The 19,708-nt window shown below is 68.6% G+C and carries 18 protein-coding genes; 9 read left to right on the top strand and 9 right to left on the bottom strand.

Features of this window, described 5'->3' with window-relative positions; genetic code table 11:
• Nucleotides 1–6 precede the first annotated feature (6 nt).
• Both EJO71_RS24050 and EJO71_RS24055 read left to right on the top strand, forming a co-directional pair.
• Nucleotides 7–342: a rhodanese-like domain-containing protein gene (locus EJO71_RS24050; RefSeq protein ID WP_125951065.1), complete on the top strand. Its 336-nt coding sequence runs from the start codon at nucleotides 7–9 to the stop codon at nucleotides 340–342.
• A gap of 22 nt (nucleotides 343–364) precedes the next feature.
• Nucleotides 365–1,915, top strand: a complete 1,551-nt coding sequence (locus EJO71_RS24055) for a TolC family outer membrane protein (RefSeq protein WP_125951064.1) — start codon at nucleotides 365–367, stop codon at nucleotides 1,913–1,915.
• Nucleotides 1,916–1,931: 16 nt separating this feature from the next.
• Here the strand turns inward: EJO71_RS24055 and EJO71_RS24060 are convergent, their stop codons facing one another.
• Together EJO71_RS24060 and EJO71_RS24065 are read right to left on the bottom strand one after the other, a co-directional pair.
• Nucleotides 1,932–3,317, bottom strand: coding sequence for a 3-deoxy-D-manno-octulosonic acid transferase (locus EJO71_RS24060; protein ID WP_125951063.1), 1,386 nt, complete (start codon nucleotides 3,315–3,317; stop codon nucleotides 1,932–1,934).
• Between the two features lie 11 nt (nucleotides 3,318–3,328).
• The gene (locus tag EJO71_RS24065; RefSeq protein ID WP_125951062.1) at nucleotides 3,329–4,711 is read right to left on the bottom strand and encodes a phosphomannomutase/phosphoglucomutase; all 1,383 of its coding nucleotides are present in this window, start codon (nucleotides 4,709–4,711) and stop codon (nucleotides 3,329–3,331) included.
• 111 nt (nucleotides 4,712–4,822) lie between these two features.
• On the opposite strand from EJO71_RS24065, the gene EJO71_RS24070 reads away from it, so the two are divergent.
• Genes EJO71_RS24070 through EJO71_RS24080 form a run of 3 tightly spaced genes read left to right on the top strand, consistent with a single transcriptional unit; the run spans nucleotide 4,823 to nucleotide 7,910 of the window.
• A complete protein-coding gene (locus EJO71_RS24070; RefSeq protein ID WP_125951061.1) occupies nucleotides 4,823–6,424 on the top strand; it encodes an Ada metal-binding domain-containing protein in 1,602 nt (533 codons plus the stop codon).
• 6 nt (nucleotides 6,425–6,430) lie between these two features.
• Complete coding sequence (locus EJO71_RS24075; protein WP_125951060.1) at nucleotides 6,431–6,928, top strand: methylated-DNA--[protein]-cysteine S-methyltransferase; 498 nt, start codon at nucleotides 6,431–6,433, stop codon at nucleotides 6,926–6,928.
• Between the two features lie 40 nt (nucleotides 6,929–6,968).
• A complete protein-coding gene (locus EJO71_RS24080) occupies nucleotides 6,969–7,910 on the top strand; it encodes a DMT family transporter (protein WP_125951059.1) in 942 nt (313 codons plus the stop codon).
• An 18-nt stretch (nucleotides 7,911–7,928) separates the two neighbouring features.
• Here EJO71_RS24080 and EJO71_RS24085 read toward each other — a convergent pair whose 3' ends face one another.
• Nucleotides 7,929–8,591 carry a DUF1345 domain-containing protein gene (locus EJO71_RS24085; protein ID WP_125951058.1) on the bottom strand — a complete coding sequence of 221 codons (663 nt, stop codon included), beginning with the start codon at nucleotides 8,589–8,591 and terminating at the stop codon, nucleotides 7,929–7,931.
• Between the two features lie 101 nt (nucleotides 8,592–8,692).
• On the opposite strand from EJO71_RS24085, the gene EJO71_RS24090 reads away from it, so the two are divergent.
• A complete protein-coding gene (locus EJO71_RS24090) occupies nucleotides 8,693–10,306 on the top strand; it encodes an AMP-binding protein (RefSeq protein ID WP_125951057.1) in 1,614 nt (537 codons plus the stop codon).
• Here the strand turns inward: EJO71_RS24090 and EJO71_RS24095 are convergent.
• Genes EJO71_RS24095 through EJO71_RS24105 form a run of 3 tightly spaced genes read right to left on the bottom strand, consistent with a single transcriptional unit; the run spans nucleotide 10,291 to nucleotide 13,809 of the window.
• Nucleotides 10,291–11,841 carry a long-chain fatty acid--CoA ligase gene (locus tag EJO71_RS24095; RefSeq protein WP_125951056.1) on the bottom strand — a complete coding sequence of 517 codons (1,551 nt, stop codon included), beginning with the start codon at nucleotides 11,839–11,841 and terminating at the stop codon, nucleotides 10,291–10,293. The two genes, EJO71_RS24090 and EJO71_RS24095, sit on opposite strands and share 16 nt — an antisense overlap.
• Before the next feature lie 4 nt (nucleotides 11,842–11,845).
• A complete protein-coding gene (locus tag EJO71_RS24100; protein WP_125951055.1) occupies nucleotides 11,846–12,982 on the bottom strand; it encodes a DUF5938 domain-containing protein in 1,137 nt (378 codons plus the stop codon).
• 23 nt (nucleotides 12,983–13,005) lie between these two features.
• Nucleotides 13,006–13,809, bottom strand: coding sequence for an SDR family oxidoreductase (locus tag EJO71_RS24105; protein ID WP_125951054.1), 804 nt, complete (start codon nucleotides 13,807–13,809; stop codon nucleotides 13,006–13,008).
• 202 nt (nucleotides 13,810–14,011) lie between these two features.
• Between EJO71_RS24105 and EJO71_RS24110 the strand changes: the two genes are divergently transcribed.
• Nucleotides 14,012–14,686 carry a TetR/AcrR family transcriptional regulator gene (locus EJO71_RS24110; RefSeq protein WP_125951053.1) on the top strand — a complete coding sequence of 225 codons (675 nt, stop codon included), beginning with the start codon at nucleotides 14,012–14,014 and terminating at the stop codon, nucleotides 14,684–14,686.
• A gap of 15 nt (nucleotides 14,687–14,701) precedes the next feature.
• On the opposite strand, the gene EJO71_RS24115 is transcribed toward EJO71_RS24110, so the two are convergent.
• The 3 genes from EJO71_RS24115 to EJO71_RS24125 form a co-directional block, all read right to left on the bottom strand.
• A complete protein-coding gene (locus EJO71_RS24115; RefSeq protein ID WP_125951052.1) occupies nucleotides 14,702–15,661 on the bottom strand; it encodes a LysR substrate-binding domain-containing protein in 960 nt (319 codons plus the stop codon).
• Nucleotides 15,662–15,732: 71 nt separating this feature from the next.
• A complete protein-coding gene (locus EJO71_RS24120) occupies nucleotides 15,733–17,160 on the bottom strand; it encodes an FAD-linked oxidase C-terminal domain-containing protein (protein WP_125951051.1) in 1,428 nt (475 codons plus the stop codon).
• A gap of 21 nt (nucleotides 17,161–17,181) precedes the next feature.
• Nucleotides 17,182–18,498: an MFS transporter gene (locus EJO71_RS24125; protein ID WP_125951050.1), complete on the bottom strand. Its 1,317-nt coding sequence runs from the start codon at nucleotides 18,496–18,498 to the stop codon at nucleotides 17,182–17,184.
• On the opposite strand from EJO71_RS24125, the gene EJO71_RS34435 reads away from it, so the two are divergent.
• Nucleotides 18,482–18,691 (top strand): hypothetical protein, encoded by a 210-nt coding sequence (locus EJO71_RS34435; RefSeq protein ID WP_137860445.1) that lies wholly within the window; start codon nucleotides 18,482–18,484, stop codon nucleotides 18,689–18,691. The genes EJO71_RS24125 and EJO71_RS34435 overlap by 17 nt on opposite strands.
• A 95-nt stretch (nucleotides 18,692–18,786) precedes the next feature.
• On the top strand, nucleotides 18,787–19,626 hold the full coding sequence (locus EJO71_RS24130; protein WP_125951049.1) for a PhnD/SsuA/transferrin family substrate-binding protein: 840 nt from the start codon (nucleotides 18,787–18,789) through the stop codon (nucleotides 19,624–19,626).
• Nucleotides 19,627–19,708 lie beyond the last annotated feature (82 nt).

Consider the following 19,708-nt stretch of genomic DNA (forward strand, 5'->3'; position numbering starts at 1 on the left):
CGAAGCATGATCGACCAAGTCCGCCCCGCCGACCTCGCCGCCTGGTTCGCCCACAACGCCGACGCCGCCCCCGTGCTGCTCGACGTGCGCGAACCCTGGGAACTGCAGACGGCAAGCGTCGTGCCCCAGGGCTTCACCCTGGTGGCGATTCCGATGAACGAGATCCCCGGGCGGCTGGCCGAGCTGAACGACGGCCAGCGCATCGCTTGCCTGTGCCATCACGGAGCGCGCAGCCAGCGCGTGGCCGCCTTCCTGAACCAGAACGGCTTTGACCAGCTCGCCAACGTGGCGGGCGGCATCGACGCCTGGTCCTCGCACGACCCTACGGTCCCGCGCTACTGATTCTTTCCCTCAAGGACGTTCAATGCCTCCCAGGCCCCGGCTTTCGCCTCTTTCCGCAGCGCTCGCAACCACCCTCGCAGCCCTGCTCGCATCGCCGGCCCTGACCCAGGCCCAGACACTGAACGAACTCTACGAATCCGCCCGCGGCTTCGACGCTACCTACCAGGGCGCGCGGGCCCAGTACGACGCCAGCATCGCGCGCGCCGCGCAGGCCAAGGCCGGCATCCTGCCCGCCGTGGGGCTCACGGCCGGCGTGACGCGCAGCGACCTCGAGATCGACACCCTCACGGGCACCAGCCGAGGCACCACGCCGCGCGACTTCACCACGCAGAACGTCGGAATCAACGCCACGCAGCCGCTGTACCGGCCCGCCAACTGGGCCACCTACGAACAGGGCAAGCGCCAGGCCGACATCGCGCAGGCGGTGCTCACCATCGCCGAGCAGGACCTGATCGTGCGCGTGAGCCAGGCGTACTTCGACGTGCTCGCGAGCCAGGACAGCCTGGCGCTCGTGCGCGCGCAGAAGGTCGCCGTGGCCGAGCAGCTGGCGTCGGCCAAGCGCAACTTCGAGGTCGGCACCTCCACCATCACCGACTCGCGCGAGGCCCAGGCCCGCTACGACCTGGTGATCGCACAGGAAATCGCTGCCGAGAACGACCTTCAGGTCAAGAAGGTGGTGCTCGACCAGCTGGTCGGCCGGCCCGGAAGCGTGCCTGTGCCCCTGGCGGTGCCGGTGGTGCTGCCCACGGCCATGCCCGCGGACATCAACGCCTGGGTCGCGCAGGCCGACGAGGTGCATCCCGCCATCCAGCAGGCACGCCTGGGCCTCGACGTGGCCGGGCTCGAAGTGGACAAGGCCAAGGCCGGCCACAAGCCCACGCTCGACGCCAACCTGGGCTACAACGTCACGCGCAACCCCACGGGCACCAGCACGAGCACCGTGGGCACGCGCGTCAACGCGACCACGGTGGGCGTGACCTTCAACCTGCCGCTGTTCGCCGGCTTCGCCACCGAGAACCGCATCAAGGAAACGCTGGCGCTCGAAGACCAGTCGCGCAGCGTGCTCGACGGCACCCGCCGCAGCGTGGCGCAGGCCACGCGCGCGGCCTACCTCGGGCTGGTCTCCGGCGCGGGGCAGGTGAAGGCACTGGAAGCGGCCGAGTCGTCGAGCCAGAGCGCGCTCGACGCCAACCGGCTCGGCTACCAGGTGGGCGTGCGCATCAACATCGACGTGCTGAACTCGCAGAGCCAGCTCTACCAGACCAAGCGCGACCTCGCGCAGGCGCGCTACAACGTGCTGCTGGGCAACCTGAAGCTGCGCCAGGCCAACGGCACGCTGACGACCGCCGACATGAGTGCGATCAACGCGACGCTGGCGAGCAATGGCAGCGTGCCGGCCGTGCCTCCGGCCATTGGGCCCGATCGCGGCACGACAGCGCCGCCCGTGGTGCCCGTGACGCCGCCGAGCATCCCGGTGATTCCGCCGGTGCCGGTGCAGCCGTTCAATCCGCCGGCGCCGACGATGCCCACCGCCCCCGTGCCGCCGGTGATCCTGAATCCGCCGGCGCGCTGAGCGCCGGCGCCTTCGATCAATCCAGCGTGGGCTCGGCCCGCGCGGGTTCGGCTTCTTCCACTGGCGCGCCTTGCGCCGTCACCGGCTCGGCAGCCTGCGCGATCGCCAGCACTGCAGCAGCGGTGCGCTCGGCAGCCCCACGGTTCGACGAGGAGAAGGCCAACGCGGCCTGCGCCATCGCGGCACGGCGCTCGGGGTTCTCGACCAGCTTCAGCGCGGCCGTCACGGCCTGCTCCATGCCCTCGACGCGCAGCGAGGCGCCAGCAGCCAGCGACAGCTGCGCCGCCTCGGCGAAATTGAAGGTCGACGGCCCCATGACCACCGGGCAGCCGCAGGCCGCCGGCTCGATCAGGTTCTGCCCGCCCAGCGGCTCGAAGCTGCCGCCGAGCAGCGCCACGTCGGCCAGGCCGTAGTAGAGCGCCATCTCGCCCAGCGAATCGCCGAGCCAGATCTCTGCCTCGGCCGGCTGGCCCGCAGTGCTGCGGCGCGCCACCGCGAAGCCTTCGGCCTCGATCAGCGCAGCCACCTCGTCGAAGCGCTGCGGATGGCGCGGCACGATCATCCATTGCACGTCGTGCACGCGCTTGGAGATGGAGCGGATCGCGCCCTGCTCCGGCGGCACGGGCGAAGTCGCACCGAAGCGCTTGAGCACTTCGAGCAGCATGCGCTCCTCGCCGTCGCGCGAACTCGCGAGCACGACCATCGGCTTGGGCAGGCGCTCGCGCAGCGAGCTGGCCGTGGCGAGCTGGCGCGCGTCGGGCGTGGCGTCGAACTTCAGGTTGCCGTAGATGCCCGCCACCTTGGCGCCGAGCGACACCAGCCGGTGCGCATCGGCTTCGGTCTGCGCCCACACGGCCGTGAGGGCCGAGTAGGCGGGCCGCGCCAGCCACGCAAGCCGTTCGGCCGCGGCCAGGGACTTCTCGTTGAGCCGTGCATTGGCCAGCACCAGCGGAATGCGGCGCTCGGCGCAGGCGGCGGTCATTTCGGGCCAGACCTCGGTTTCCATCAGCACGCCGATACGCGGCTGGAAGCGATCCAGAAAGCGCGCCACCGCGCCCGGCGTGTCCCACGGCTGCCAGACCTGCGTGTCGCCCGGTTCGAGCAGCTTGGCGCCCTCCTCGCGGCCGGTGGCTGTGCCGTGCGTGAGCAGGATCGGCACGCCCGGGTACTGGCGCCGCAGTTCGGCGATCAGGATGGCGGCCGCGCGCGTCTCGCCGAGCGAGACCGCATGCACCCAGCACTGGGCCTGCCCGGTAATGGCTTCGTCGTAGTGTCCGAAGCGCTCTTCCACGGCCACGCCATAGCCCGGCTCGGCCTCCGCGCGGCGCCGCAGCTTGCGGCGCACGAGCGGTTGCACGACGGTGGTGAAGACGCCGTAGAGGCGCAGCAGCAGGGAACGCACGGGCTCGATTGTCAGTGGGCGGCTTCGGCCAGCTTGGCGTCGGGCTTCGCGGTTCTCAAAAGGGCCAGCATCTCTGCCTCGATGCGCTTCAGCGCGGCATCGGTCTGGCCTTCGAAGCGCAGCACCAGCACAGGCGTGGTGTTCGACGCGCGGATCAGGCCGAAACCATCGGGCCAGTCGACGCGCAGGCCGTCGATGGTCGAGACTTTCGCGGGGGCCGCGAAGTTGGCGCTCTTCACGAGCTTGTCGACCACCGCGTGCGGCTCGCCTTCGGCGCAGGCCACGTTCAGCTCGGGCGTCGAGAAGCTCGTGGGCAGTGCGTTGAGCACGGCGTTCGCGTCCGGGCTCTTGCTCAGGATTTCCAGCAGCCGGCAGCCCGCATAGGTGCCGTCGTCGAAGCCGAACCAGCGCTCCTTGAAGAAGATGTGGCCGCTCATCTCGCCGCCCAGCGGCGAATCGATTTCCTTCATCTTCGCCTTGATGAGCGAATGGCCGGTCTTGAAGATCATCGGCTTGCCGCCCGCGGCCTCGATGGCCGGCGCCAGGCGCTGCGAGCATTTCACGTCGTAGACGATGGTGCCGCCCGGCACGCGCGACAGCACGTCCTGTGCAAAGAGTTGCATCTGGCGGTCGGGGAAGATGTTCTGGCCGTCCTTGGTGACGATGCCCAGGCGATCGCCGTCGCCGTCGAAGGCCAGGCCCAGTTCGGCGTCGCCCGAGGCCAGCGCCGCGATCAGGTCCTTCAGGTTCTCGGGCTTGCTGGGGTCGGGGTGGTGGTTGGGGAAGTCGCCGTCGACTTCGCTGAACAGTTCCGTCACCTCGCAGCCCAGGGCGCGGAAGATGGCCGGGGCCGACGCCCCGGCGATGCCGTTGCCCGAGTCGATCACGATCTTCATGGGTCGCGCCAGCTTGATGTCGCCCGCGATGCGCTCGATGTACGCCTGGGTCACGTCGACCTTGCGCACGCTGCCGCCCGCAGCGAGCTGGGCGGAGCCTGCTTCCATCGTCCTGCGCAGGCCCTGGATCTCGTCGCCGTAGATCGCGCGGCCGGCCAGCACCATCTTGAAGCCGTTGTAGTCCTTGGGGTTGTGGCTGCCGGTGACCTGGATGCCGCTCCTGCACAGCGTGTGGGCCGCGAAGTACAGCATCGGAGTCGTCACAGCGCCCACATCGATCACTTCGACGCCGGTGGCCACCAGGCCCTTGATCAGCGCCTCGGCCAGCGAGGGGCCCGACAGGCGCCCATCGCGTCCCACGGCCACCGACTTCTCGCCCGCCGCGCGGGCGGCGCTGCCGAACGCCCTGCCGAGCGCTTCCGCCACCTCCACATCGAGAGTGACCGGCACGACGCCGCGAATGTCATAGGCCTTGAAGATCGACGCGCTGAGCTGCATGAAAGGCGTTTCCCTGCTGGATTTGTAAACGGGGCATTGTAGGCAAGGCCCCGGGTGCCCACATGTCCGGAAACGGCCAGTTGAAACGAAGCGAAACCGTATCATTTCTCCATGCCTGCCAACCACACCTCCTCCGAAGCGCTCCAGAGCGACGCCTGCTACCTGGCGATGAAGACGCATGACGCGCGCTTCGACGGGTCGTTCTTCACCGCAGTGACATCCACCGGCATCTATTGCCGCCCGGTCTGCCGCGTCAAGCTGCCGCGACGCGAGAACTGCCGGTTCTTCCGCCATGCGGCGCAGGCCGAGGCCGCGGGCTTCCGCCCGTGCCTGCGCTGCCGGCCCGAGCTGGCACCGCGCGCGGCCAGCTGGTCGACCGAGGACGCCTCGCGCATCCTCGCGCTGCAGGCGGCGCGGCTGATCGACGAACCCGACGCCTGGTCCGAAGACGGCCCCGGCGCAGCGCAGATCGCGGCACGCCTGGGCGTGAGCGACCGCCACCTGCGGCGCATCTTCGAGGTGCAGTTCGGCGTGTCGCCCCTGCAATACCTGCAGACGCGCCGCCTGCTGGCCGCCAAGCAGCTCATCGCCGACACCCGCCTGCCGATGACGCAAGTGGCGCTGGCCAGCGGCTTCGCCAGCGTGCGGCGCTTCAACGCGGCCTTTCTCGAACACTACGGCCTGAACCCGAGCGCGCTGCGGCGCGCCGGCGGCGGCAGCGCCAGCGGCGAAGACAAGGCCATCGAGGTCCGGCTGGGCTTCCGCCCGCCCTACGACGCCAACGCCATGCTCGGCTTCTTCGCGCGCCGTGCGCTGCGCGGCGTCGAGGTCGTCTCGACCGCCGACGGCAAGGAACCCGCCAAGGGCAGCACGCCCGTCTACACGAAGCTGACCCGCACCCTGCGCATCCAGCATGGCGGACAGGCCCACGCAGGCTGGCTGCAGCTGCGCTTCGACCTGGAGCGCGAGCAGATGCTGCTGTCGGTCAGCGATTCGCTGGCCGCCGTGCTGCCCATCGTCATCAGTCGCGCGCGTGCTCTGTTCGACCTCGACGCCGAACCGATGGCCATCAACGCGGCGCTGCACGCGGCCTTTCCGCACGGCGACGGCCTGCGCGTGCCCGGCGCGGTCGACGGCTTCGAGCTCGCGGTGCGCGCGGTGCTGGGCCAGCAGATCACGGTGGCGGCGGCGCGCACGCTGGGCTCGCGGCTGGTCGAGGCCTTCGGCGAGCCGCTGGCCACGCCTGTCGAAGGGCTGAACCGCCTGTTCCCCACGCCAGCGGCCATTGCCGCCGCCAGCGGCGACGAACTGGGCCGGCTCGGCATCGTGCGGCAGCGGCAGACCGCGCTGCACGCCATCGCAAGCGAAGTCGCGGCCGGCAAGCTGGCGTTGCATGCGGGGGCCGACGTGCCTTCCACCATCGCGGCGCTGCAGGAACTGCCCGGCATCGGCGCCTGGACCGCGCAGTACATCGCGATGCGCGCACTGCGCTGGCCCGACGCCTTTCCGGCCGGCGACGTCGCGTTGCAAAAAGCGCTGGGCGTGACCACCGCGCGCGCGGCCAGCGAGGCCTCGCTGGCATGGCAACCCTGGCGCAGCTACGCGGTGCTGCGGGCGTGGCACGCGCCCGCAGCGGCCTCCTCGCCATCTTCGTCCCCTCCGGCGAGCGACGCCGGATCTCTCCCCATCACCACGGCAGGCGTCGCAGCCTGAAGCGTCATGAAATTCAAGAGCAAAGTCATCTACACCTCGCACATCGACACGCCGCTCGGCGGCATCACGATGGCGGCCACCGACAAGGGGCTGGCCGGCGTCTGGTTCGACCAGCAGCGCCACTGGCCCGACACCGCCGGCTGGATCGCGAAGAACGACCACCCCGCCCTCGTCGAAGCCGCCGCGCAACTGCGCGACTACTTCGCCGGCAAGCGAGATCACTTCGACATGAAGCTCGACCTGTCGCACGGCACCGCGTTCCAGCAGAGCGTGTGGCAGCAACTGCTGGCCATTCCGGCAGGCGCCACCACGAGCTATGGCGCCCTCAGCGTCAACGTGGGCAACCCGACCGCCGTGCGGGCGGTGGGCGCGGCCGTGGGGCGCAACCCGATCAGCGTGATCGTGCCCTGCCACCGCGTGCTTGGCTCCGACGGCTCGCTGACCGGTTACGCTGGCGGGCTGCACCGCAAGACAGCCCTTCTGGAACTCGAGGGCGCGCTGTAGGCACCTTCAACAAAGAGAAGAGACGAGAAGCGAAAGACGCATGACCACGACGAACAACAACATCGCAGCCGCCAAGCCCCTCGCACCTACCGCCTGGCTCATCGACCTGGTACTGCTGGGCGCGCTGTGGGGCGCGTCCTTCCTCTTCATGCGCATCGGTGCCGCCGAGTTCGGCGCGCTGCCGACGGCCGCGGTGCGGGTGGCGATCGCCGCGCTGTTCCTGCTGCCCATCGCGCTGCTGCGCGGCCAGGGCCCTTCCCTCGCGAAGCACTGGAAGGCCAGCTTCGCGGTCGGCGTCTTCAACTCGGGCATGCCGTTCGCGCTGTTCTCTTTCGCGCTGCTGACCATCAACACCGGCCTCGCGGCGGTGCTCAACGCCACCACGCCGATGTTCGGCGCGCTCGTGGCCTGGGCCTGGTTCCGCGAGCGCCCCGCGAACTGGCGCCTCGTGGGGTTGCTGATCGGCTTCGCCGGCGTGGCAATGCTCGCCAGCCGCAGCGCCGGCCTGCACGCCGGCGCGAGCAGCAATGCCGCGCTCTTCGCGGTGCTGGCCTGCCTGGGCGCATGCCTTTGCTACGGCATCTCGGCCAGCGCCACGCGGGCCCACCTGGGCGGCGTGCCCGCGCTCACCACGGCCACCGGCAGCCAGATCGGCGCCACCGTCTTCCTCGCCCTGCCCGCCTTCTGGCTCTGGCCCGCGCAGATGCCCAGCCTGCGCGCATGGCTCGCGCTGCTGGCGCTCGGCATCGCCTGCACGGGCGTGGCCTACATCCTGTTCTTCCGCCTGATCGAACGCGCCGGCCCGGCCCGCGCGCTGACGGTGACCTTCCTGGTGCCGGTGTTCGCGCTCTTCTACGGCGCGGTGTTCCTCGGCGAGAACATCACGCAGTGGATGCTGATCTGCGCGGTGGTGATCGTGTGCGGCGTGGCGCTGTCGACCGGCATCGTCAAGCCGGGCTGGCCCCGCAAGGCCCCGGCCTGAGCCTGAATCGCGGGGCGCCTACACGGCGCCCGCGACGACGTTCACCGAAAGCGCCAGCACCAGCATGTTGAAAGCGAAGGCCAGCACGCTGTGCAGCAGCGTGATGCGCCGCATCTCCTTCGAAGTGGCCTGCACGTCGGACACCTGCGAAGTCATGCCGATCACGTACGAGTAGTAGAGAAAATCGAAGTAGTCGGGGGCGTCGTCCTTGCCCGGAAAGTCGAGCCCGCCGTCGGGCGTGCCGCCTCTCTGGTCGATGTAGTAGCGGTGCGCGTAGTGGAAGGCGTAGATGGTGTGCATCGTCAGCCACGAGCCCGCCAGCGCCACAAGGCCCAGCGCGACGTGCCCCGCGCGCTCCCAGCCGCTCAGCCCCTTCACCTGCTGCAGCAGCATGGCGATGGCCACCACGCTCATCGCCACCACCACCAGCATCGACACCAGGATCACCACGTTGGGCTGGTCCAGCAGCTGCGCCCGCTCGCGCGTGCGCTTCGCATCGAAGGTGCAGGCAAGCCACCAGGCCAGCACCTGGTGCACACCCACCGCCGTGCACCACCCGATCAACCCGCGCGCCATGCCGCTCATGGGCACCGGCATCAGCGCGGCGATGACGGCACAGCCCGCGACGGCGCCGTACAGCAGGCGTTGGGGCCCGGTGGTGGTGGAGAGGTGTCTGCGCATGGGCGGCACTTTAGCGCCGCGGCGGCAGCCAGTCTTCGCAAGACGCGGCGCGGCACCAGGCCATAAGCTGCGCCCACCATCGAAGAACGGAGACGAAGAGCATGCCCGCAGCCGCCACCGGCCCTGTGCCGCCGCAGTTCCATTCGCGCATCTCGCGCATCGCGCTGGGCGACGTGATCCACCGCAGCGCTCGCCGCTTCGGCACACGCACTGCGCTGATCGAAGGCGAGCACCGCATGACCTACGGCGAGCTCGACGCCGCGTCGAACCGCTTCGCGCATCACCTGCTGGGCCTGGGCCTCGCGAACGGCGACCGCGTGGGCATGCTGTGCAACAACTCGATCCAGATGGTGGTCGCCATGCTGGGCATACAGAAGGCGGGACTGGTGTGGGTGCCGATCAACACCTCGCTGGCGGTGGACGCCATCGGCTACATCCTCGGGCACGCCGGCGTGCGCCACATCGTGATCGACACCGCGCTGCACGCGAAGCCCGATCTGCGCCAGCTGCTGGACTCATCCGGCATCTCGCCCCTGCTGTGCGTGCTCGACGGCGACGTGCCGCCCGACGGCCTGCCCACCGTGCCGCAGGCCATCGCGCAAGGCCCTGAAACGCTGCCCGACGTGGAGATCGCCAGCACGCAGCTCGCGCTCATCATGTACACCAGCGGCACCACCGGCCGGCAGAAGGGTGTGATGCATTCGCACGCCTCGGTGCACTCGGTGCTGCTGAGCAACATGGTCGAGTGGGGCAGCAGCCCCGAGCGCGCCGACGTGTGGAGCGCCGTGCTGCCGCTCTTCCACTGCGGCCAGCACACGGTGGCGATGTCGGCGCTGGCGGTGGGTGGCTCGCTGGTGGTGCTGCGCGGCTTCGATCCGGGCGCGATGCTCGCCGCCATCGAGCGGCATCGCATCACGGTGACGGTCGGCCTGCCGATGATGTACGGCGCGCTGCTCGCGCACCCGCAGCGCGCGACGCGCGACCTCTCGAGCCTGCGGCTTTGCGTCTATGCAATGGCGCCGATGTCGCGCTCGCTGCTGCTGCGCCTGCTCGAAGAGTTCTGCCCCAACTTCGCGCTGGCCTCGGGCCAGACAGAGATGTACCCCGGCGCCACCATCTTCGAGACGCACGAGCAGCGCCGGCGCTTCGGCTCGTACTGGGGCGTTGCCACGCTGGTTAACGAGGTCGCGGTGATGGGCGACGACGGCGACCTGCTCGGGCCGGAGCAGGTCGGCGAGATCGTCTTTCGCGGCCCGAACGTGATGCTCGGCTACTACAACGACCCCGAGGCGACGGCGAATGCGCAGCGCTTCGGCTGGCACCACTCGGGCGACCTGGGCAAGCTGGATGCCGACGGGCAGCTGATGTTTCTCGACCGGCTGAAGGACATGGTCAAGTCGGGCGGCGAGAACGTGCCCTCCATCAAGGTCGAGGAAGTGCTGCTGCGGCATTCTTCCGTGCTGAATGCGGCGGTGGTGGGCCTGCCGCACGAGCGCTGGGGCGAGGCCATCACGGCCTTCGTCACGCGCAGACCCGACGCGCCCACGGACTTCGACGAAGCCGCGTTGATCGCGCACTGCAAGGAGCACCTGGGCGGCTTCGAGGTGCCGAAGCGCGTCGTCTTCCTGCCGGCGCTGCCGATGACGTCGACCGGCAAGATCCAGAAGTTCGAGCTGCGCCGGGCGCACCACGACCACTATCAGGGCGGCGACTGATCCTCGCGCTGCAGCAAGGTGGCCCGCACTTCCTTCTTCAGCACCTTGCCCACCTTGGAGCGCGGCAGGTCGAGCCACAACTCGATCTGCTTTGGCGCCTTCACGCTGCCGATGCGCGCCTTGACGAAGGCCTTGATCTCGTCCGGGTCCACCTGTCGCCCGGCATGCAGCTGCAGCACGGCCACCACGCGCTCGCCCCACTTCTCGTCGGGCAGGCCGACGACGGCGCTGTCCTGAACGTCGGGGTGCTGCATCAGCACCTGCTCGACCTCTGCCGAGTAGACGTTGAAGCCGCCCGAGATGATCATGTCCTTGGCGCGGTCCACGATGTAGAGGAAGCCATCGGCATCCAGGTAGCCGATGTCGCCCGTGTGATGCCAGCCGTGGCCCGAGGCCTCCTCGGTGGCTTGCGGGTTCCTGTAGTAGCCGAGCATCACGAGCGAGCCGCGCACCACGATCTCGCCACTCTCGCCCGTGGGCAGCAGCGCACCGTCACCACTCATGACGCCGACCTGCACGAGCGGCCCCGGCCTGCCCGCCGACGAAAGGCGATGCCGCGCGACAGTGCCGTCGTCGTTGAAGTGCTCGCGCGGCGACATCATCGAGATCATCATCGGCGCCTCGGTCTGGCCGAAGAGCTGGGCCATGACGGGGCCGATCTTCTGCAGTGCCTCCTCGAGCCGCGCGGCAGACATGGGCGCCGCGCCGTACCAGAAGCACTGCAGCGAATCGAGCGTCGTCTGCGCGAGCTGCGGATGCTGCAGCAGCATGTAGATCAGCGTGGGCGGCAGGAAGGTGTGGGTGACCCTGTGTTCCTCGATGAGCCCGAGGAACTCGCCCAGGTCGGGCCTGGGCATGATCACGACCTGCCCGCCCAGCGCCATGATCGGCAGGCACAGCACGCCGGCCGCATGCGTGAGCGGCGCCAGCGCGAGGTAGACGGGCCGGCCCTCGAAGGGATAGCCCATCAGCGTCAGCGCCGACATCGACTCGAGGTTGCGCCCCGACAGCATTACGCCCTTGGGCTGGCCGGTGGTGCCGCCGGTGCCGGCGATCATCGCGACGTCGTCGGGCGGTGCGATGTCCAGCGGCGAATCGTCCAGACCTTCCAGCCAATCTTCCATGGAGGGCGCGAAGGCCTGCCGCTGGTCCAGGCACACCAGCGCCCGCAGCTTGGGCAGTTGCGGACGCATCTGCTCGACCATGGCCGCGTAGTTGCCGTGGAAGACCAGGCACGCGCAATCGAAGGCATCGAGCACGAAGGCGTTCTCGCCCGCCTCGTTGCGAGGATTGATCGGACACCACACGCAGCCCGCGCGCGAGATGCCGAACACCGTGGCGAATGCGGTCGCGTCGTTGCTCGACAGCACCGCCACCTTGTCACCCGGCCGGACGCCGGCGCGCTGCAGCCCGCGCGCCACGCGCCAGCTGATGCGCTGCACCTGGGCATAGCTCAGGCTGGTGCCGCCCATGGTCAGGCAGGGCGAGTGGGCGCCCAGCTGGGCGCCCTTGTCGAGGTAGTCGACCAGGCGCATGGGATCAGCCCATCCGGGTGATCACGGGCTCCTGCACCAGCCCGAAGCCGCGCAGCGCGCCCAGCAGCTCGCGATGCCCGAAGGCCTGGCAGCCCGAGGCGAAGCCGGCGCGCCGTGGCGGCTGCTGCAGCAGCGAAGCCGCCGCGAAGGCCTGCAGCAGGCCGGTCTGCTTGTAGTTGCAGTTGCCGAAGATCACGCAGTGCACACGGCCCAGCGGACCGGAGGCGTGCACCGAGTCGACGGACTTGTTGATGCGCGGGTTCTCGCGCGGAGGCATGGTGTTCATCACGCCCGCCGCCGTCTGGGCCAGCGCGGCATAGCGATCCTCGTCGTTCATGCCTTCGGTGGCCTTGAGCGCCGCGGCCACGATATGCGGCACACCCTGCATCAGCGGCTTGTTGAAGACGCCGCCGAGCACCTTCACGTTGGCCACGCGCGGGTCGCGCTTGAACCACACCGGGTGCGAGGTTCCTCCCCAGGGCAGCGCCAGCGCTGCCTCGTGCTGGCCGGGAATCGACAGGTGGTAAAGGCCCGCGTCGGGTTGCCACTCCACGTATTCGTTCTGCTCCAGGTAGTAGGCCTTCGACGTCGCCGCATTGACCAGGATGGTCTGGGTGGATGCGATGGTCGGGCTGCCGCCCCAGAACACGGCGATGTCGAGCGTGTCGAGGCCAGGCGTCTCCAGGCACAGCTGAGCCGCGATCTCGCCCGTGGTGTACATGTGCGCGAGGCCCGGCGACAGCAACAGGCCTGCGGCGGCGAACTTGGCGCCGTACTTCTGGTCGAGCGTGATGAGCCAGTCCTGCTCGCCGGTAGTGTCGGTGTAGTGGCATCCGGCGGCCAGGCAGGCATCGACGACCTCGGGGCCGAACTTGGCGAATGGCCCCACCGTGTTGAGCACCACCGAGGCGCCGGTGAAGAGCTCGGTGAGCGCACTCACCGAATGCGCCACTTCCACCACCTCGTAGTTCGCGGTCTCGATGCCGGGCACGTTGGACTTCATCGCCGCTTCCACCTTCTGCGCGCTGCGGCCCGCGGCGATGAAGGGGATGTTGTACTCGCGCAGGTATTCGCACACCAGCCGGCCGGTGTAGCCGGAGGCGCCGTATACGACGACGGGTTTCTTCTTGCTGCTGCTCATGTCGTGTCTCCTTTTCTACCTGCTCACATGCCCATGCCGCCGTCCACAGCGATGCCTGCGCCGGTGATGAACCGGGCCGCATCGGAGCAGAGGAAGACCACCACGTCGGCCATGTCGCCGACTTCGCCCAGGCGCCCGAGCGGCGTCTGGCCGACCACGTCGCCCACGGCCGCCTCCACGCTGGGTGCGAGCCCCGCGGCGACGATGTCCTGGGCGAGCTTCATGCCCATGTCGGTGGGCACCAGTCCCGGATAGATGCAGTTCACGCGCACGCCGTAGCCCAGCTTGCCGGACTCCATGGCCGCGACACGCGTGGCGCGGTCGACGGCGGACTTGGTGGCCGAGTAGCCGGAGATGGCCGGGAACGCGATGGTCGCCGCGACCGACGCGATGTTGACCACCGCCCCGCCGCCGCCCGCGCTGCCGCCGGGGCGCATCGCGCGGAACGCGTGCTTCATGCCGAGCAGCGTGCCGGCCACGTTCACGTCGAGCATGCGGCGCAGGTCGTCGGCGTTCACGTCGACCACCAGCGAGGTGATCTCGATGCCGGCGTTGTTGACGAGGATGTCGAAGCCGCCGAGCTCCTTCACCGTGGTCTCGGCGGCCGAGGCCCAGTCGCCGTCCTTCGTGACGTCGAGCGGCACGAAGCCCACCTTCGCTCCCGACGCGGACAGCCTGGCGGCGGTTTCGCGCCCCAGGTCGGCGAGCACGTCGCCGATCATCACTGAAGCACCGGCCGCGGCCAGCGCCTCGGCAATGCTCGCGCCAATGCCGCGCGCACCGCCTGTCACGAGCGCACGGCGCCCTTTCAAGTCGAACTTGGCCATCACTTGTCTCCTGTGGATATGTTGTGAGATGGAGCGGTCATCCTAGAAATCGACTTTACGACTGTCAAGATTTTTCTTGTCACTCGTCAAGTTTTTCTAGAATGGCATCCGTGACACGCCGGATGCGGGTTCTCCCGCTTGCGTGCTATGGTTTGCAATCAAGAGGAACACGGGGGCTGGCAGGCATGCGGCCCGGCTTTCAATGACGACACATCAACGGGTAAAGAAGCACGCCGAACGGGTGCCCAAGGCACGGGTCGACAAGTTCTCGGAACGCCGAGCCGAACTGGGAGAGGCCGCACTGACCACGCTGGCCGCACTGGGCTACGCACGCACCAGCCTGCGAGAGATCGCGCAGAACTCCGAGTTCTCGCATGGCGTCCTGCACTACTACTTCAGCGACAAGGTCGACCTGATCATCTGCAGCGTGAAGCAGTACAAGGCCCGCTGCGTCACCCGCTACGACCACGCGGTGGAAAGCGCCACCACCTACGACGAGCTGATGGACGGTTTCCTGCAGAGCCTCGGCGACACGCTGTGCGACGAGGGCCACGTGCACCGCCTCTGGTACGACCTGCGCTCGCAGGCGCTTTTCGAGGAAGCCTTCCGCGCCGACGTCGTGCAGATCGACAAGAGCCTGGAAGACATGATCTGGCGCATCATGAGCCGCTTCGCCGAGCTATCGGGCGAAGACCCCGGCATGTCGCCATCGGCCACCTATGCGCTGTTCGACGGCCTCTTCCAGCAGGCGCTGCTCAAGCACATGTCCGGCGATGCGAAGGCCGTCGAGAGCATGAAGACCGATGTGCGCCAGGCCATCGGTCGCCTCTTCACGCCGCCTGCGAAGGCTGCCGCGCCCCGCAAGCGCCGCGCCTGAAGCGCGCGAGGCACTTCACCTCGTTTTCTTCGCCGGCGCGAGCGCACGCGCGCCGGCCCACTGCCCGCTCTCGCACAGGTCGCGCACCACGTCCGCGATCAGCGTGCACACGGCGCGCTTGGCATTCGTGACCGGGAGATGCACCGACACGCACAGCCCCAGCATTCGGTGCATCGACGGTGAAGCGATGCGATGCGCGACCAGCCGGCCTTCCTGCACTTCGCGCTGCGCGAGCCCGAACGGCATGATGGTCGGCCCCAGCCCTGCTTCCACCGCCGCCTTCAGCGTGTAGACCGAGTTGATCTCCGCGACCACCCGCGCTGCGGGGTGCCCCGCCTGCTCCAGCACCGCATCGACCAGCCAGCGCGTGCAATGGCCATGCGCATGGGCAGGCCACACCAGCGGCCGTGCGGTGGCCTGCCCGATGCTCACGTCGCCCGGCGGCAGCGCATGCGGGCTCTGCGGCGATTCGAGGAAAACGAAGTCTTCTTCCACCAGCGGTGTGAACTGGATGTCTTCCGCCGGCATGGTCGGCGAGAACACCGCCACGTCGACGCGGCCGCGCAGCAGCTGGTCGGCCATGTTGCCGGTGAGCTCCTCGTTCAGGTGCAGCACCACGTCGGGATAGCGGCGGGCCGCCGCGCGCATCAGCGGCAGCGCGATCATGGGGGACACGCTCTGCGGCAGCGCCGCAACCACCGAACCCGACACCGACTCGGCCGCGACATGCACGGCGGCCTTGGCGTCGCGCACCTGCTTGGTGATGCCCTGCGCGTATTCGTAGAAGACCTTGCCCGCCTCGGTCATCGCCACGCCGTTACGGCTGCGCAGCAGCAGCTGGGTGCCGAGTTCGCCCTCGAGTTCGGCCATCTGCTTGCTCAGGGCCGATTGCGCAATGAAGAGTTGCTGCGCGGCGCGCGACAGGCTGCCGCAGTCCACGATGGCAACGAAGTACTTGAACTGGCGCAACTCCATCGAAGGGTCTCCGGCCGCACGCCGCGGGGTGCGGGCGAGGCCGGAGATTCTAGGGCGCACATCTGCCGTACTCAGCTTTCCACCGGGCCGACGACCTTCCCGGGATTGAAGATGTCGTGCGGGTCCAGCGCCTGCTTCACCGCACGCATCAGCGCCACCCCATGAACGCCATGCTCCTCGACCAGGTACTTCATCTTGTGCAGCCCCACGCCGTGCTCGCCGGTCGACGTGCCGCCGTGTCGCAGCGCGCGCTGTACCAGGCGATGGCTGAAAGCTTCAGCCGCCTCGTTCTCCTCCGCGCTGCCAGGGTCGACCAGCACAAGGCAGTGGAAGTTGCCGTCGCCGACGTGCCCCAGCACCGGCACGAGCAGCCCGTGCTCGGCGATGTCGGCCTGCGTCTCCTCGATGCACTGCGCGAGCGCCGACAGCGGCACGCATGCATCGGTGCTCAGGCTGCGGCTGCCCGCCTTCAGCTGCAGGCAGGCGAAGTAGGCGTGATGGCGCGGCGTCCACAGGCGCGAGCGCTCCTCCGGCCGCTTGGCCCACTGGAAAGCGCCGCCGCCATGGTTGCCCGCAATCTCCCGCACGGTGTCGGCCTGCTCGTCGACCTGCGCCTGGCTTCCGCCGAACTCGAGGAACAGCGTGGGGTGTTCGCCCAGAGTGGTGCGGCTGTGCGCATTCACGGCGCGGATGGTCAGCGCGTCCAGCAGTTCGGCGCGAGCCAGCGGCACGCCCATCTGGATCGACTCGATCACGCAATCGACCGCCGCGCGCACCGACGGAAAATGCACCACCGCCGCCGCATAGGTCTCCGGGTGCGGATGCAGCCGCACCGTGGCCTCGGCAATCAGCCCCAGCGTGCCTTCGGAGCCGCAGTACAGCTGCGTGAGGTTGTAGCCCGCGGAACTCTTGCGCGCCCGCGAGGCGGTGCGCACGACGTCGCCTTCGGCCGTGATCACCGTCAGGCTCACGAGGTTGTCGCGCATGGTGCCGTAGCGGACCGTGTTGGTGCCCGACGCGCCCGTGGCGACCATGCCGCCAATGGACGCGTCGGCGCCGGGATCGACCGAGAAGAAGAAGCCCGTGCCCTGCAGTGCCGTGTTCAGCTGCCCACGCGTGACGCCCGCCTCCACCGTGGCCGTGAGATCGCCGGGCCGGATCGCCAGCACCTTGTTCATCTGCGAGAAGTCGACGCACACGCCGCCCTCGACGGCCAGCAGGTGCCCTTCCACCGAAGAGCCCACGCCGAAGCCGATGACCGGCACTCGCTCGCGGGCGCATGCGCGCACCACGAAGGCCGCCTCCTCGGTGCTGCGCACGAAAACCACCGCATCGGGCGGCTGCGGCGGATAGGTCGATTCGTCGGTGCCATGCTGCAGCAGCACGACCTTGCTGGTTGAAAAGCGTTCCGCGAACCTGCCTTGCAGCAAAGCCAGCAGTTCCGGTGACGGGGAGCGCCGCGTGCTCGAACGCACGGGAATGTTCACGACCGAATCCATCTCGGGCCTCCTGAATGCGGCTCAGCGCAGCGACGACGCGCGCCCGGGCTTGACGAACAGCACCAGCACGGCACCGATCACCAGCAGCGCCGCCAGCATGTGCAGCCCCGCATCCGTGCTCTGCGTCGCATCCTTGATGAGGCCGATGAGATACGGCGCGCTGAAGCCCGAGAGATTGCCGAAGGAGTTGATGAGCGCAATGCCCGCCGCCGCCGCCGCGCCGCCGAGAAAGCCCGTCGGCATGCCCCAGAAGACAGGAAAGGTCGACATGATGCCCATCGTGGCCAGCGTGAGGCCGGCCATCGCGAGCGTCACGTTGCCGTGAAAGGCCACGCTCAGCACGAGCCCCACAGCGCCGACGACGGCGCCGAGCGCGCTGTGCCAGCGGTACTCGAGCCGGCGGTCCGCGCTGCGGGCCATGAAGTACATCGCGACCACGCCGAATGTCCATGGAATGGCGCTGAGCAGGCCGATGTCGAGAGCGCCCTTCACGCCCGTCGCCTTGATGATGCTCGGCAGCCAGAACGAGATGCCGTACAGCCCCGAGGTGTAGGCGAAGTACACCAGCGCCAGCAGCCACACGCGGCCGTTGCCCAGCACGCTGGCGATGCGTGGCTCGGCCTTGCCGGCGTCTTCGGCGGCGATCTCGCGGGCGATGAGTTCGCGCTCGGCCGGCGTGAGCCAGCGCACGTCCTTCACGCGGTCGTCGAGGTAGCGCCACACGACGAGGCCCAGCGCCACGGTCGGCAGGCCCTGCAGCAGGAACAGCCACTGCCAGCCGGCCCAGCCGTTGACGCCGCCCATGCCCTGCAGGATCCAGCCCGAGAAGGGGCCGCCGAGGATGCCCGCGAACGGAATCGCCGCGAGGAACAGCGAAGTCGCCTTGCCGCGCCGCGCGGCCGGGTACCAGTAGGTGAGGTACAGGATGATTCCGGGGAAGAAGCCCGCCTCCGCCGCGCCGAGCAGAAAGCGGATCACGTAGAACGACGTCGGCGAACTCACGAACATGGTGCCCGCCGACAGCACGCCCCAGGTGATCATGATCCGCGCGATCCAGCGGCGCGCACCCACGCGGTGCAGAACCACGTTGCTCGGCACCTCGAACAGGAAGTAGCCGATGAAGAAGATGCCCGCGCCCAGCCCGTAGACCGCGTCGCTGAACTGCAGGTCGCCCTGCATCTGCAGCTTGGCGAAGCCCACGTTCACACGGTCGAGGTACGCCACGATATAGCAGAGGAAGAGCAGCGGAATAAGCCGCCATCCCACCTTGCGGTAGACGGCATCGGAGGTGCTGTCGAAGCGACCCTCGTAGGGCTGCGCGATGGTGCTGGTGCTCATGGGTGCGTCGCTTTCCTTCGTACTGGTTCGGCTGCAGTCGATGGTCGCCCTCGCACCCGCCGTGCCGGTGCGGGTTTCCACGCAAGATTCATATGGAATGAAGATCGGCGTATCTCGCGGCGAGATGCGCGCCGAAGGTGCATGCCACGCGGAAGTGCATGCGATGCACCAAGTGTTGTTTCATCGGGGCTAACCCTGCTCCCCGGGCCTGTTTCTTTGGCTGCAATGAATGTAATAATTTAGTTACAAAATCATCCGCCTCGCCTCATTTCCAAAGAAAGCCTCGCCATGCAACGCCAGCCCCTCCACTCTTCGCTTCGCATCACCGCCCGCATCGCAGCGGGCGCGCTTCTCACTGCCTGCGCCTCGGCGAATGCCTTCGTGATCGGCGTCAGCGAAGGCGTGAGCTACGACGTGTCCGACGCGCAGATCACCGCCCGCTTCGAGCCCATCGCCGAAGTGCTGTCCAAGGCACTGAAGCAGCCGGTGACCGTCAAGGTGCTCAACTCGTACAACGGCGCACGCGAGGCACTGAAGCAACAGCAGGTCGACCTCGCCTTCGTGCATCCCTCGCACGTCGCCCTCGCTGCCATCAAGGGCGGGCAGTACAAGGCCTTCGCCTGGACCACCGGCTACACCGACTACAAGGTCTCGTTCCTGTGCAAGGAGCAGCAGCCGATCTCCGATTGGAAGAGCGTGGCCGGCAAGCAGCTCGTGATGCCCGACGCCGACTCCATCACCTCCGTCATCACGCGCGCCATGCTGCGCGAGCAGGGCCTGCAGGGCCCGGGTGCGGTCAAGGTCACCAACACGCGCTTCCAGGAGGCCGTGCCCTTCTACGTGCAGAACGGCTTCGCGGCCTACGGCGCCACGGCCGCCTCGAGCGTGGTCAAGACCTGGAAGGACGGCGGCGGCAAGGTCTGCGCGGAATCCCGCGCGGTGCCGATCAAGCAATGGCTCGCATCCAGCAAGCTCGACGCGGCCACGGTGAATGCCGCGCGCGATGCATTGCTGGGCCTGGCGCAGACCGATGCGGGCAAGCGCGCGCTGGCGGCGTCGAACTACGTGGGCTTCGTCAATCCCTCGGCCGACGTCGAGGCATCGCTGATGAGCTGGCTCGGGATCTGAGGGCAGGCAAGACCGCATGCGCACGCCCGGGCGCCGGCCCGGGCAGAATCCGGCGCTTGCAGTTTGCCTCTCAAGGACCCTT

The organism is Variovorax sp. 679, from assembly GCF_003952185.1.
Taxonomy (GTDB): domain Bacteria; phylum Pseudomonadota; class Gammaproteobacteria; order Burkholderiales; family Burkholderiaceae_C; genus Variovorax.